Source organism: Rufibacter psychrotolerans, assembly GCF_016924645.1.
GTDB classification, from domain to species: Bacteria; Bacteroidota; Bacteroidia; order Cytophagales; family Hymenobacteraceae; genus Nibribacter; species Nibribacter psychrotolerans.
This window is the reverse complement of the sequence record NZ_JAFFJV010000010.1, coordinates 45,782-59,982: the sequence shown is the minus strand read 5'-3', so window position 1 is coordinate 59,982 and position 14,201 is coordinate 45,782. Positions and strand designations below refer to the sequence as shown.

General features: G+C 53.2%; 11 protein-coding genes. 2 read left to right on the top strand and 9 right to left on the bottom strand.

Annotated elements, in window-relative coordinates; all coding sequences use genetic code 11:
• Positions 1–145: 145 nt before the first annotated feature.
• From JT718_RS11000 to JT718_RS10980, 5 genes are all read right to left on the bottom strand, one after another.
• Entirely contained in the window at positions 146–745 is a 600-nt protein-coding gene (locus JT718_RS11000; RefSeq protein ID WP_205502635.1) for a hypothetical protein, read from the bottom strand.
• Positions 746–835: 90 nt separating this feature from the next.
• Entirely contained in the window at positions 836–1,441 is a 606-nt protein-coding gene (locus tag JT718_RS10995; RefSeq protein ID WP_205502633.1) for a hypothetical protein, read from the bottom strand.
• Positions 1,442–1,530: 89 nt separating this feature from the next.
• Positions 1,531–2,037 carry a hypothetical protein gene (locus JT718_RS10990; protein ID WP_205502631.1) on the bottom strand — a complete coding sequence of 169 codons (507 nt, stop codon included), beginning with the start codon at positions 2,035–2,037 and terminating at the stop codon, positions 1,531–1,533.
• Between the two features lie 168 nt (positions 2,038–2,205).
• A complete protein-coding gene (locus JT718_RS10985; protein WP_205502629.1) occupies positions 2,206–4,074 on the bottom strand; it encodes a S41 family peptidase in 1,869 nt (622 codons plus the stop codon).
• A gap of 201 nt (positions 4,075–4,275) precedes the next feature.
• The gene (locus tag JT718_RS10980) at positions 4,276–4,725 is read right to left on the bottom strand and encodes a hypothetical protein (RefSeq protein WP_205502627.1); all 450 of its coding nucleotides are present in this window, start codon (positions 4,723–4,725) and stop codon (positions 4,276–4,278) included.
• 227 nt (positions 4,726–4,952) lie between these two features.
• On the opposite strand from JT718_RS10980, the gene JT718_RS10975 reads away from it, so the two are divergent.
• The gene (locus JT718_RS10975; protein WP_205502625.1) at positions 4,953–6,797 is read left to right on the top strand and encodes a glycoside hydrolase family 15 protein; all 1,845 of its coding nucleotides are present in this window, start codon (positions 4,953–4,955) and stop codon (positions 6,795–6,797) included.
• Between the two features lie 730 nt (positions 6,798–7,527).
• Here the strand turns inward: JT718_RS10975 and JT718_RS10970 are convergent.
• From JT718_RS10970 to dnaB, 4 genes are all read right to left on the bottom strand, one after another.
• The gene (locus JT718_RS10970) at positions 7,528–9,333 is read right to left on the bottom strand and encodes a chloride channel protein (RefSeq protein WP_205502623.1); all 1,806 of its coding nucleotides are present in this window, start codon (positions 9,331–9,333) and stop codon (positions 7,528–7,530) included.
• A 219-nt stretch (positions 9,334–9,552) separates the two neighbouring features.
• On the bottom strand, positions 9,553–10,017 hold the full coding sequence (locus tag JT718_RS10965; protein WP_240337043.1) for a GNAT family N-acetyltransferase: 465 nt from the start codon (positions 10,015–10,017) through the stop codon (positions 9,553–9,555).
• A complete protein-coding gene (locus JT718_RS10960) occupies positions 10,014–10,460 on the bottom strand; it encodes a glycosyl-4,4'-diaponeurosporenoate acyltransferase CrtO family protein (protein WP_205502622.1) in 447 nt (148 codons plus the stop codon). The genes JT718_RS10965 and JT718_RS10960 overlap by 4 nt, the downstream gene beginning before the upstream one ends.
• 287 nt (positions 10,461–10,747) lie before the next feature.
• A complete protein-coding gene (gene dnaB, locus JT718_RS10955) occupies positions 10,748–12,328 on the bottom strand; it encodes a replicative DNA helicase (RefSeq protein WP_205502620.1) in 1,581 nt (526 codons plus the stop codon).
• A 484-nt stretch (positions 12,329–12,812) separates the two neighbouring features.
• Between dnaB and JT718_RS10950 the strand changes: the two genes are divergently transcribed.
• Positions 12,813–14,195 carry a UDP-N-acetylmuramate--L-alanine ligase gene (locus JT718_RS10950; RefSeq protein ID WP_205502618.1) on the top strand — a complete coding sequence of 461 codons (1,383 nt, stop codon included), beginning with the start codon at positions 12,813–12,815 and terminating at the stop codon, positions 14,193–14,195.
• Positions 14,196–14,201: the final 6 nt, after the last annotated feature.

The window sequence follows — 14,201 nt, the reverse complement described above, 5'->3', positions numbered from 1 at the left end:
CCTTACCAAGACCCCTTACAGCCGCTTTTTAAGGCTATTTTGGCCCCGAGAATCGGGGAGAAATTAAGAAATCAAGGGAGACAGATGGGAAAGTTCTACTTCAGCCAAGAGTTGTGCAACAGCTACCCTTGTTAGGCGTAGAGATTTATTTATTGTCTTTATATAAAGGTGGTGGCTGTGAGTTAGGTGGTAACGGGTGCTTAGGCAATATTACTCTCCTAACAATACTGTCCGCCTTTGAAATTATGGACGCTGTATCCGAGAAAACAAATTCATTCAATGAGGAATTAGGTCGCTTCAAAGAATGAGCGAGGCTAGCCAATCCGCCTTCTGCTGTTTCAGGGTCAAAACCTACTACAGTTTCCCTTCCGCCACTTCTTTCAATGATTAGCATATGCAGAAATGAATTACTCAATTCTTGGCTATCGTTGTTTATTACCATTAAAGTTGTGTCAGTCTGGTAGCTTTCAGCCAATTCAGGAAAATAGCTGGTGAGAGCTGTAGTTGAGTCGGAGAATAACTGAAGGGGAGAATTGAAGCTTTTCCTTCTAAATATTCTTAGGCTTCCGTCTGATTCAAGTTCATGCAAACTGGCTAAGTAAAAATCATATCCCTTCCTGTCTGAGCGTTCTCTGTATTTAAACTCTATAAAAGAAACTTTCTCTATAGATTCATTTTCAACTTCAGCGTTTTTTGGGGCGCAACTAGCGAAAATGAGCAAGAATACGATTTTTACATTTTTCATTTCTTACGCCTAACGGTCTCGTGCATGAGGCGTGCAAGGCCGTCGGCCGTAGCATGCCTTATGCACGAGACCGTTAGGCACTGGTTTTCTTTACTCTATATGTAGCCAAACGTACTTTTGACCATTCCAATAAATTATGCCGCCTCCTTCTGATTCGTCAAGGTGCATATAAACCCCATTCCCTTTCAATTTAACTGCATTTTTAGTATCTGGGCCGATTATGTCGCCCGATTTTTCATCTACTAAAGTTGATGCAACAGTTTCTTCCTTAGGTATGCTTTCAAATATATCAATCCAGTCCAGGTCGTCCATTCCGTTGACGTCTTTGCCTGCACCAAAAACTTGGTAATCATTTTTAGCGGAGTTATGAATGATTATTACTCCTCTCTTCCCATTTTTCAGGTTAGTTACTCTAGCTGAAAAGTCCTCCTTATTATCTGCATTAAAGTCCCCTTCAATGAATTCAATTGAATCAACTGAGAATTCTTTTGAAATTGATTTGATTGTTCTTGCGGCAAATTCAGGAATGGAAACTTTTGGTTGGTGATTGTTCTGTTTTGTTGTGTCTGATTCTAAAGTTGTCTTATCTATTGGATCAGCCTGAATTTTTGAATCCTCTTTTTGTGACTGTTTTGTTTCCTTCTCAGAGCAAGAGAAAATCAAGGCAACGAGTAAGACTGATAGAATATACTTCATAATTTTAACTTGTGCCTAACGGTTGGTATAAACGGCGGCGGAGGCCGTCGGCCGATGCTGGCGTTTATACAGTGTTAGCAACTGTTCCTCTATTTTATTTCAAGATAGAAATTAGGAGAAACAGGAGGTGTCATTTCTTCTATCTCAGCCTTTATTTTATTTAGCTCGTTCTCGTCCTTAACAAATCCACCAATGTTCAGTTGTTTAGGGTCAATTATGCTTCTGCCGACGAATAGTTTTGTCCAACCCGCATCCTCAACCTTTCTCCTTGTGCTTTGAACCCAATCTTCCAGCCTAAGCACCAACTTCCCGTCCTCAGACTTTCGCCACTTTAAGTCCTCTTTTATTTCACTAAGCTCCTCAACGCAAGAATCGTAAAGCTCTTCGTCAAGATGCTTTACTTCCCTTTTCAAAAAGTCCTTTAGTTGCTTTATTTCTTGGTTTGTATTCAGCTCTATCCTGAGAATCGGGTTGTTTTCAAATTCTTTGTTAAGGTCTATTAAATCATCTATCAACCATTCAGAAAGTGATTTTTTGCTTAATTCTATCGTGAACAGAATCGTGTTTGATTTTACAAGTTCTAATGTGTCATTCATTTAATTTGAATTGTTGCTAACTATTGTATAAACCGAACCCTATTCGGCTTATTGGCTCCTTGGGCGGAGTTGGCAACGGAACGCCGGCCTAACGCAAAGGAGTAGCTTAAATATAAGGCAAAACTTATATTTAAGCTACTCCTTTGTGGCGCTTCCAGGCATGGGAGGCTACTTCTTCGCTTCGGCTTTCTTGTCTTCGCCGTTAATGAGAGCAATGGCTTTTTCCAGCAATTCATCGCGGCGGGCCAGTACGCCGGTTACCGTAGGGTGTACCTCCTGGTCCAGGCGCACGCCCAGGCGTTGCGTCACCGCATTGTTGGGGTAATACACCCCGTTTCCGGAGAGCGTGACCACGTAGTTGCCCGGCAAGACCATTTTCTTGGCGTCGCCGTCGGCGCCCGCCGTTTGCTCACCCAGGGTAATGCTGGTCGGGAACAGCCGTTGCAGGCTCATGGTATGCCACTCTGCAATGGTATGGGTAGCCCCGTTCACCAGAATCACCACTTTGCCGGGATACTCGGTCTCCTGGGGGGTAACGTCGGTGGGGTAATAGACATCGGGTTGGGTAAGCAGCCGGAACGTACCTACCTGGTAGGGGTTTAGCTGGTAGTAGCGGGCAAAATGGTGGTCTTTCTTCCCAAACTTCCGGTAGAGGTAATAAAACACAAAGTCGCTGTTATCTGGCTCCCCGCGCATGTCAAAGATGAGGCCCTTGGCTTTAAGGGCCCGGGTCAGGAGCGAATCCATCAGGTGGAAGTCCTCCTCAGAAGACTCGTCCCTGATCATCCGGAACGTATCATTGATCTTAAAGTGCACGATGCCTTTGGCGGCGTACACCAGCCCCCGGTTTACCTTGGCCGGGGCCGCCTGTTTCTTTTTGAAGTAGGCATCAATGAGCTTGGCTTTGGCGGGAACGGAGGGGTTCAGGAGCCGGAGCGTGGTAGCCACGGGCTCCCCCCTGCGCGAAAGGTGCACCTGCAGCACGGGGTCTTCTGACCGGAACAGCAGGTTATCGCCCCATTCCCCTACCCTGGCCCACAGCGCCTGCTGGTTTGAGACCGAGAGCAGCGCGTCCAGGGCGCTCACCCACTCGTGCACCGCCACGCTGTCCAGCAGTTCAATCACATCGCCGCGCTTAATGTTGGAGCGGGCACACAGCGCCGGATCAATGAGGCCCGTTACCACTATCTTCTTCTCTACCACCTGGTAATCAAAGGGCGGGTAGTACCGGTTCTTGAACACCTGCTCTTTGTGGTGCAACTGCCGGAAGAAGGAATAAGCCTGGGTGTCATCTAACCGCGCGTTCACGCCCAGCAGCAGGCGCTCATACTGCTCGCGGGTCTCGCACTGGGCAAACTGCGGAAGGGCCTGCTCCATCACCTGGTTCCAGTTCTGGTCCATGAGGTGCTTGTACGGGTACAGGTAGTCTACAAAGGCCTTGAACCGGGCCAGGGCCAGCAGCCGCAAGGGGTACGGCAGGTTCTCTTTGGGGCTAAGGGCATAGGCGGGTTCGTTTGGCAGGGTGCCCCCGTACGGGTTGTTGCGCACATACAGGTAATGGTGCTTGTCGCCTGTGTAGCGCCGCTCAAAGATGCGGGCCAGTTGCCTGCGGTTGTCAGAACTGAGGAACTTAGACTTGGTGCGCCAGGTGTCGTCCAGGTTCTTCACCAGGAATGCGCCCTTGGGGTGGTCTTTCTGCGGCCCCACCTTGTCGCTGGCGGGCACGCCCACGTCCCTGAGCAGTTGTTTGAACACGGCGTTCACCTGCTTCTGGTTCTGGGCAGAGTCTACCTTGGGCAAGTGGTGCAGGAAAAGCGAGTCGGCGTTGAGTTTGCCCATGGCCGAGGCCGGGTGGAAGTACTTCACGTGCCCCCAGATGTGGAAGAAGTACAGCCGCTTCTGGGTGTCAAAGTCTTCCTGGGCCCGGGCCGGAACAGCCGTAAGCAGCCAGAAAAAGAGCCAGGCCAGCCAGGGCCCCACCCGGCGGGTACCAGACCCGCGGGTACTCAATGAAAGAAGGTGGTAGTGGTGTGGCATACGGAAGGCGTCTGTGGCAGATGGTGGAACAAGGCTGGGCGGGGCTTCAGGGGGGTGTACGCAAGCCACCCCCTGCTGTGTTTCCGGTGAGCGGCAGCGCGGCCCAAGCCGCCGGGCCGCCCGGCTGTTTTGGCCCCGTTTTAGGGAAAACAGCCCTGAATCAGTTGTACAGAGAACGCCGCCCGGAGCCGGCTTATTTTCCTACTCTTCCACCAAAACGCCTTTGCCGGCCAGCGAATCTGTGAAGTGCAGGTCATCCAGGTTGGTGAACTCCAGGGTGCGGCGGCGGTTGTTGCGCAAGAACAGCGTTACCAGGGGGGCGGCATCTGAGGCGCGCAGTTCTTTCTGGGCCTTCACAATCTGCCTGACGTGGATCTCGTCGCGGCCCGTGCCTCGGAGGCCCCGGGTAAAGCCCACGTACACCCAGAACCCCACCGCCAGGGCCGAAATCAAGAGAAAGGCCAGCTGGGCCAGGTCGCGGGTGAGCAGGAAGGTCTTGTAATGCTTCTGGGCCTGCAGCGCGAAAAACACACTCCAGCACACGGCCGCAACCAGGTGCAACGCCTTCACAAACCAGGCCTGGTCACCACTGATGAAGATGCGGTCGCCCTCTATGCGCAGGCTCCCTTTTTTTAACTGAAACGTATTCATTGGATGTAACTAAGCCCTTCAACCACGAACTTACCACAACGGCGGCAAAAACGAAAACCTACCGGCACCTGCTATACGCAAACCAGGCCGGGAGGCTGGGACTCCCGGCTATTTTTGGGCTGATTTTTTAGAAACAGGCCCTAAACGCCAGCTCCCGGCGTGCCCCGCCGCCGCTTGCCTAACCACCCGGTACCCTTGCCCGTTACAGTATAACTACGATAAACGGCATGCCACACTACCTTCCCATTGAAAAATACGGCCTTATTGGCAATCTGCACACCACGGCGCTGGTGTCTAAATACGGTTCGCTAGATTACCTCCCCTTCCCCAGGTTTGATGCGCCCACGGTGTTCGCCCGGCTGCTGGACCACAAAAAAGGGGGCTTTTGGTCCATTAAACCCGCTACCAGCCAGTTCCGCAGCCGGCAGCAGTACATCCCAGACACGGCCATTCTGCACACCCGCTTCTACACCCAGGACGGCATGGCCGAACTCACCGATTTCATGCCGCTCAAGGGCCAGGAGGAAAGCGGCGTGGTGGTGCGCATGCTCAAGGTGGTGAAAGGCCAGATGTCGTTCCGGATGGAACTGGCGCCTTGCTTCAACTATGCCCGCTCGCCCCACACGGTCACGCGCAAAGGCCCCCACACTTTTCTGCTGCAGAGCCAGGGCCCCGACGGCACCCTGCTGCAGTTCTCCACCGACCAACCCTGCACCGTGCGCCGGAACACCATTCGGGGCACCTGGACCCTGCACAAGCATGAGACCGTCTGCTTTGTGCTGGCCGGCCAGTCTACTGCCGCCGGTGAACCCATCCCCAACCTGCGCACCTACTTTGAGGGCTGCCTGCGCCGCACCTACCGGTACTGGCACGCCTGGGTGGCCAAGTCCTCGTACCAGGGCTACTGGCGCGAAATGGTCATGCGGTCGGCCATTACCCTGAAACTGCTCACCTCCAGCACCTACGGCTCCACCGTGGCGGCGGCCACCTTCAGCCTGCCCGAGGACATTGGCGGTCCCCGCAACTGGGACTACCGCTTCACCTGGATCAGGGACGCGGCCTTCACCATCTACGCCTTCCTGCGGCTGGGCTACATGGAGGAAGCCCGGCAGTTTTGCCTCTGGGTAATGGACCGGTGCCGCGAAATGCCCAGCGCCGCCCACTTGCAGCTCATGTACGCCGTAGACGGTTCCACCGACCTGCACGAGACCACCCTGGACCACCTGGAGGGCTACCACCAGACCGGCCCGGTGCGCATTGGCAACCAGGCCACCGAGCAGTTCCAGCTAGACATTTACGGCGAACTCATTGACACCATCTACCTCTACAACAAGTACGGCGGCCCCATCACCTATTCCTTCTGGAAAGACCTGTGCGCCCTCATTGACTTCGTGGCCGAGAACTGGCAGCGCCCCGACCACGGCATCTGGGAGGTGCGCAGCGAGCGGCAGGAGTTTACGTACTCCAAGATCATGGCCTGGGTAGCCCTGGACCGTGGCGTCCGGATTGCGCAGGACCGCTCCTTCCCGGCCCCGCTGGAACGCTGGATCTCGGTGCGCAACGCCATCTTTGAGGAAGTCTATGAAAAGCACTGGAACGAGGAAAAACAAGCCTTTGTGCAGTTCAAAGGCGCCTCCACCCTGGACGCCGCCGTGCTCCTCATGCCCCTGGTGCGCATGATCAGCCCCGTGGACCCCAAGTGGCTCTCTACCCTGAAAGCCATTGAGGAAGACCTGATGGCTGGCGCCATGGTGTACCGCTACAACCTCCAGCAGGGTGCTGAGGACGGCCTCACCGGCGACGAGGGCACCTTCAGCATGTGCTCGTTCTGGTACGCCGAGAACCTCTCCAAAGCCGGCCAGCACGACAAAGCCCGCCTGCAGTTTGAGACCATGCTGGGCTACGCCAACCACCTGGGCCTCTATTCTGAGCAGATAGGCAAACAAGGCGAACAACTGGGCAACTTCCCCCAAGCCTTCACGCACCTGGCCCTCATCAGTGCCGCCTACCAACTCAACCGCCAACTCAACGGAGAAGACCACAAGAAAGGCAACAGGGATTTATACATCTAAGTTTTTTTGTTTTGGAGCAGTTTTCAGAAAATGGGCTTCAAAACAGTAAGAGGTTTCAGTCACGTCCGCAGGACGATGGAGGTATTGCAACGTCCTCAAGTAGTAATTACTTGAATGCCTCCAAGCCCAAGTTGGGCGCCTGCGTACCCCAATCTGGGATTTGGGGCAAGCAGTGCTCCACAAGTGGCAGTGGCCCGCGCTCCCTGTAGAACAGAGTACGGCTGCCCGGTGTCACGGGCAAGGAAGAAAAGACTGCCTGAGCGTCAGCGAGTTTCTTTTCTTCTTGTTTCTATTGGTTAGGTTGAACATCAAGGAGAAACGTGACGAACGCTTGCAGAGCGAGTCTGGAGTCTCGAGTTCTGAGTCAGGAAGTAGGAAGTAGCGGCTTGAGGGGCAGTTTGGGTTGTTGGTGAAAACACCAACAACGGCGAAGGGCGAAGCAGCAATTAAAAAAAGGCACGTAAGTAACTTCCGCGCCATAGAAGGTGAGGCTGTCGCCTCACTGATTTGCAAACTTCAGATCATTATAGGTTCAAGTCGCAGACTTGAACCAGCAAGAAAGAAAAGTGAACCAGGCAAAAAAGAAAAGAAGAAACAGCTAGTGGAAATATCCCCCTAGCCCCCATCAGAGGGGAATCCGCTTGATCAAACTTAACCCTTACAAGGTTAATGTAAAGGGGAATGCAAACAAAATGGCTTATTGTTGGCCGTCGTACACTGCGTTTTAAGCTTATTTCTCTGAAAACAGCTTCAAAAACCGACGGTATTTCATAAAGATGCTGGACTTGGAAATAAACCCAAGGTACACGCCATTTTCCACCACCGGCAGGTTCCAGGCACCGGTAAGATCAAACTTGCGCATGACCTGGGGCATGGTCTCGGTGAGTTCCACTTGCTGCGGAGGGGCTTTCATTAAATTCTGCGCCGAGAGGGTATCGTACAGGTCAGGTTTGAACATCACTTCTTTCAGGTCATCCAGCACCAGAATGCCCAGCAATTGATTGGTTTCCTTTTCCACCACGGGAAACAAGTTCCGTTGCGAGGCTTCTATGGCTTCCACAATCTGCCGGAGGGGCGTGGCCGGATACAGCACCTGAAAGTTCTTCTCCACCAACTCCGCCACCGATAGGGAACGCAAGATGTTCAGGTCCCGGTCGTGGGTGTGGATCTGCCCTTTGCGGGCCAGCTCCCGGGTATCCATGGAGAATAGGTCATAGCGCCGCACCAACGTGTAACTGGAGGCTGCCACCAGCATGAGTGGCACAATAAGGTCATACCCCTGCGTAATCTCCGCGATGAGGAACACGCCGGTCAAGGGAGCATACATTACGCCCGCCAGAATGCCCGCCATACCCACCACGGTGAAGTTGTCCTCGGGCAGGCGGTAAGAGGACACCATGTTCACCAATCGACTAAAAAAGAACCCCACGTACCCGCCCACAAACAAGGAAGGCGCAAAATTGCCACCGTTGCCGCCGCTGCTCAGCGTCACCGAGGTGGCCACCACTTTCACCAGGCCAATGGCCCCAATGAACAGCAACACAAACCATTCATTGTGCTGCACCTGTTCATAGAGGCTTTGCTGGAAAAGCGCTCCCACGTTTCCCTGAGATAAGTTCTTGATACTTTCGTAGCCCTCGCCAAAAAGCGGCGGGAAAATGAAGACCAGCAAGCCTAAAATCAGACCGCCCAGGATTGCCGTCGCCCATTTGTGTTCCTGTCCCAGCCTATGGAAGGTCCGCTCCACTTTCAGGGTGACCTGCGCGTAGTAAATGGACACCAGTCCGCACAACAGCCCCAGCATGATATAGAAGAACACATTATGGTAATCAAAAGGCTGCAGAGCCCTGAAGTTGAACAGCACCTCTTCGCGCATGATGATCTTGGAACACAGCACGCCCGCCACCGAGGCCATGATCAAGGGAATGGCCGAGGAGATGGCCACCTCGGTGAGCAGCACTTCCAGCGAAAACAGCAGGCCCGCCACCGGCGCATTGAACACGGCCGCAATACCCGCCGAGGCGCCGCAGGCCAGCAGCACCGTACGGTCTTTGTAGCTAAAAAAAGAGGCTTTCCCGTAATTTGACCCAATGGCCGCACCCGTGACCACGATGGGAGACTCCAGACCCGCCGATCCGCCAAACCCCACCGTGATGCCGCTGGTGATGATGTTGGAGAACATCTGGGTGCGCCTAAGCCTGCTGGACCGCTGGGAAATGGCTACCAGCACACTGGCCACGCCCCGCTCCAGTTTCCCTTTCAGGAAAATCTTGACTACCAGCAGGGTGAACAGAATCCCGACGAGCGGAAAGATGAGGAAAATCTGGTTCTGGAAAGCGATGGACCGGTTGGTAACCAGTTCCTGCCGGATGTAGTGCACCAGGGTCTTGAGCACCGCGGCAGCAATTCCCGCCGAGAAACCCACCAGCACACTGAACACCAGTAAAAGTTGATTCCGGTTCAGGTGACGTTGCAGCCAGACAAGGATGAATCTTTGGTAGTAGGTGAAAGAAGAATGTTCCTGCTTTTTAGCCATTACTATATAAGGGTGCCTCTGCGTGCGCAAAGATAAAGAGGTCTAGCTCCGGATTTGCCAAAACCACCGCAAAGACCAAACCACGTATCACCTTACATTACGGCTAAAAACCCCGCGGAGTAGAAGCCATCTTTGTTTTCGGTCTATTTTCCGGAAAACAGGCCAAAATCACCTTCTTCAAACACCTTTCTCTATACGTGTCCAGATGGACGTGTAAGGTTAGGACAATCTGTTTGCCCAGCGCTCAAAGGTCATCTCAAACTTGGTTTCTCCTTTGCCGTGGGTGCCTACCTCCTGCCAGCCCGTCCTGCGGTAGAAAGCGTCGGCCCTGGATTGGGGTTGGGTGCCTAACCACACCGGCTCCTGGGTTTGCGCAAAGTACCAGTCCAACATAAGGTCGTGTAATGTTCGTCCTATGCCTTTCCCTTCAAATTCGGGCTGAACAAACAAAGCCCAGATGTTGTGGTCTTTCAAGTCCGCGATGGAAAAGCCTACTATTACTCCTTCTACCTCGCACACCCAGCCCTTGCCCCGTTGGGTCAGGTACTCGGCACAATCGGCATCGGTAACCAGGCTGGGATCAGACAACACATTTTCCTTTACAGAGTGTCTTACCTGCTGGATTTGAGGGATATCCCGGAGGGTTGCTTCCCGAAAAGTCATTTTCACTTCTTCTAGTATCATTTAATTAGGCTGCCGTGCTTATTCTGAACAGCAGCATTCTTCTGTAACGCCACAAGAACTCTCCGGTACCTGGGCCGGTTAAAGCGCTGCAGCAGCACCGGATAGATATTCAAAACTACATTCAACACCAGGAGCCACCTGGCCTCACTCCAGGAACGCATTACCAGCCCAGCCACTGCGAACACAATCACCGCAATGACAAGATGGCCTGCCTCTGAGGTGCGGCTGTTGCGGTCAGCCGTGGTGAGGGAGGCAAGGTCTTTCCTGATAGGATTGGCTTTTCGGCTTACCTTCTCCCAGCCTGTCCACACCAGCAACTTCCGGTAAAAGTGTACTCCCAGGTACTCATAGATTCTTCCTTCCTGCTCAAACCTGTAGGAGTTGAAGTAACGGGAATTCAGCTTGGGCACAGACAATGCCACCAAGGCGGTGTACCAGGCCATCAAGGTAAAATGGAGGGTCCAACTGAAAACAAAGCTTGTTTCTCCAAAGCTATCAGCCACGAAATAATTCAAAGCCAGGGTGAGCAGGGTTGCTCCCATTGCGATTGCCCCATTACGGAAAGGTTTGCTCATTCAGATGCCTGGCCAGAAACCACAAGATAAGGAATGTGCTGAAAGAAACACCTGCACCAGCTTTCTCTTTTAAGGCCCTTTTCTATAAAACAGCCCCAAAACAAGAAGGCCATTCCTGGTGGAGGAATGGCCTTTTATACCTTGTGGTAGATTGCTTAGAACGGAGGGGCATCATCAAACGAAGAGGCCGGGAACCCACCGCCGTCGTTCATTTTGCTGCCTAACCGGATGGTGTTAGGACCTGCGCCCGCGGCGGGGCCGTCAAAGTCTGAGGTTGGGAAACCGGCTCCGCCTTCAAACGGATTGCTGCCCGGCCCGAAACCGTCTTCCAGGTTCCCGAACTTGGTGAACTTACCAATGAATTTCAGGTTCACGCTGCCCACCTCACCGTTCCGGTGCTTGGCAATGATCACCTCACCCACGCCAATGGTGGGGTTCCCCATCTCATCCTCGGTGATGCCGTAGTATTCCGGACGGTACAGGAACACTACCATGTCGGCGTCCTGCTCAATGGAACCAGATTCACGCAAGTCGGAGAGCATTGGTTTCTTGTCGCCCCCGCGGGTTTCCACGGCCCGGCTCAACTGCGAAAGCGCGATCACCGGCACGTTTAGTTCCTTGGCCAGCTGCTTCAGGGCCCGGGAGATAGACGCGATTTCCTGCTCACGGTTCCCGCCGCCTTTACTGCCCTCGGCGTTTCCGCTCATGAGCTGCAGGTAGTCAATGATGACCATCTGGATGTCATGCTGCGCTTTCAGACGACGGCACTTGGTGCGCAATTCCCGGATAGAAAGACCCGGCGTATCGTCAATAAAGATGGGTGCCTGGCTCAGGCGGGAGATTTTGTGGTTCAGCTGCGCCCACTCGTACTCGGCCAGGTTTCCTTTCTTGATTTTCTCAGAATCCAGCTCGGCCTCCGCGGAGATCAGACGATTCACCAGCTGAATGGACGACATCTCCAGGGAGAAGATAGCCACTCCTTTGTTGAAATCTACCGCCGCGTTCCGCATCGCTGACACTACGAACGCCGTCTTACCCATGGCCGGACGGGCCGCCAGGATGATCAAGTCGGAAGGCTGCCAGCCGGAGGTAACGCGGTCCAGGGCAGTAAAGCCGCTGGGCACCCCGGTCAAGCCTTCTTTCTGGCTTTTCTTGGCTTCCAGTTCTTTGATGGCCTTGTGCATCAACGACTGCATGTCGTCAAAGTTCTTCCGGATGTTGCTCTCAGACACTTCAAACAGCTTGGCCTCAGTGGAGTCCAGCAGCTCAAAAACGTCGGTGGTGTCTTCGTAGGCGCGGCCCAGCACTTCAGAAGAAATGCTGATAAGATCCCGCTTAATGGCCGCCTCGGTGATGATACGGGCGTGAAATTCAATGTTGGCCGCCGAGTTGATGCGGGTGGTGAGCTGCGTAATGTAGTAGGCACCGCCCACAAACTCCAGCTCGCCTTGTTGCCGCAACTCCTGGGTAACCGTTAAAATATCTATTGGCTCTGATTTGTCAAACAGGCTCAGAATCGCCTTGAAGATGCGCTGGTGGGCATCTTTGTAAAAACTTTGTGGTTTTAAAAGGTCAATGACCGCCGTGAGGGCGTCTTTCTCCAACATGAGCGCACCCAACACCGCTTCCTCCAGCTCCAAAGCCTGGGGCGGAAGCTTCCCTAATCCCGGAGATACGGTCTGCTTGGGGTTCCAGGCAGCCTTACCTCGCGTCGCTTTTAATTTCGTCTCCTCCATAAGAGCAAATGTAAGGGAATAAGGGTCTCAGGTAATCCACAAAACAGGGCTACATTTCCACAATTTTCGGATGCACAAAGGAAATCTGTTTAGCCGAGTTGACTGCCGTTTCGCGCCTGTTTCCTGGAAAACGGGCCTAAATCCACTTATAAGCTTGCCTTGGCGTTCATTGTAGCGGCGTTACCCTGTAACGCCGAGCCTCTATGAAACGGAACCGCTACAAATCATAGGGAACGGCTCTGGCTTTGGGCAATGCCCTGGAGAAACGATCCTCTCGCTTTCAGCTGGTATCTCTTTGAACCACCACGGCGTTACAGGGTAACGCCGCTACGGAAAAGATAACCCGGCGCTTTTCTGGTCTCCTTCCTGCGAGGCTCTTTCACCTATCCACAAATTTCCGGGCAGATATCCACAAATCCGTTTGGTGCGTAGCAGTAGTGCGTAGGGGAATTTAACTACATTTGCTCTCTTTGAACGAGATTACATGAGTACAGCGGCGTATCAACACATCCACATGATTGCCATTGGGGGAAGCATTATGCATAACCTGGCATTGGCATTGCACCGGAAAGGCCTGAAAGTCACCGGTTCTGACGATGAGATTTTTGAACCGGCCAAAAGCCGATTGGCAGCGGACGGGTTACTCCCCGAAGCCGAAGGCTGGTTCCCGGAGAAACTCTCTCCCCTCCCCGATGCCGTCATTGTGGGCATGCACGCCCGACCCGATAATCCCGAGCTGCTCTTCGCACAGGAGAACAACATTCCCATTTTCTCTTTCCCGGAGTTCATCTACGAGCAGTCCAGGAACAAGCAACGCATTGTGATTGCCGGTAGCCACGGCAAGACATCCATCACGTCCATCATCCTGCACGTGCTCAAATACCACAACCGCCTGTTTGACTACGCAGTGGGTGCCCAACTGGAAGGCTTTGACCTGATGGTGAAACTCACCGAGGAGGCTCCCATCATTGTAATTGAGGGTGATGAATACCTGTCTTCGCCAATTCAACGGGTACCAAAAATCCATAAGTACCACCACCACATTGGCGTGATCAGCGGCATCAGCTGGGACCACATCAATGTGTTCCCAACCGAGGAGAACTACCGCGAGCAGTTCCGCATTTTCGTGGACATGACGCCAAAAGCCGGTACCCTGATCTACAACCAGGACGATGAGCAGGTGCTGGAAGTATGCGTGCCCAACAATTCAGACGTGAATTACATTGGCTACACCATCCATGAGCACAAAATCAAGAAGAATGGCAAAACTTGGCTCAAAACCAAGAAGGACGATGTAGAGATCCAACTGTTTGGTGAGCACAACCTGCGCAACATCTCTGCGGCCAAGGAAGTCTGCAAGCAGATCGGTATCAAAGGTCAAGCGTTCTATGAGGCGCTGGCTACCTTCAAAGGAGCCGCCCGCCGCCTGGAGAAGATTGGCGAAAGCGAAAGCACCCTGGTGTACAAAGACTTCGCCCATGCACCATCTAAGCTGAAAGCTACCTCCGAGGCTTTGAAAAAGCAGTTCCCGGAGCGCGAACTCATTGCCTGCCTGGAGCTGCACACCTTCAGCAGCCTGAACAAAGACTTTCTGCCGCAGTACAAAGGCACCTTCCTGGCGCCCGATGTGAAGATTGTCTACTTCAACCCCAAGACCCTGGAGCACAAACGCATGCCTCCGTTGGATCCCGCAGATCTGAAGGCTGCCTTTGGCGATGAAGCGATAGAAGTGTATACCGATAACCAGGCCCTGCAGGAGTACCTGCTCAACACCAACTGGAAAGACAAGAACCTGCTCATGATGACCTCGGGTAACTTCGGGAACCTGGATCTGCAGGAACTGGCCAATAAAATCACCGCTTCTTAACCTCTG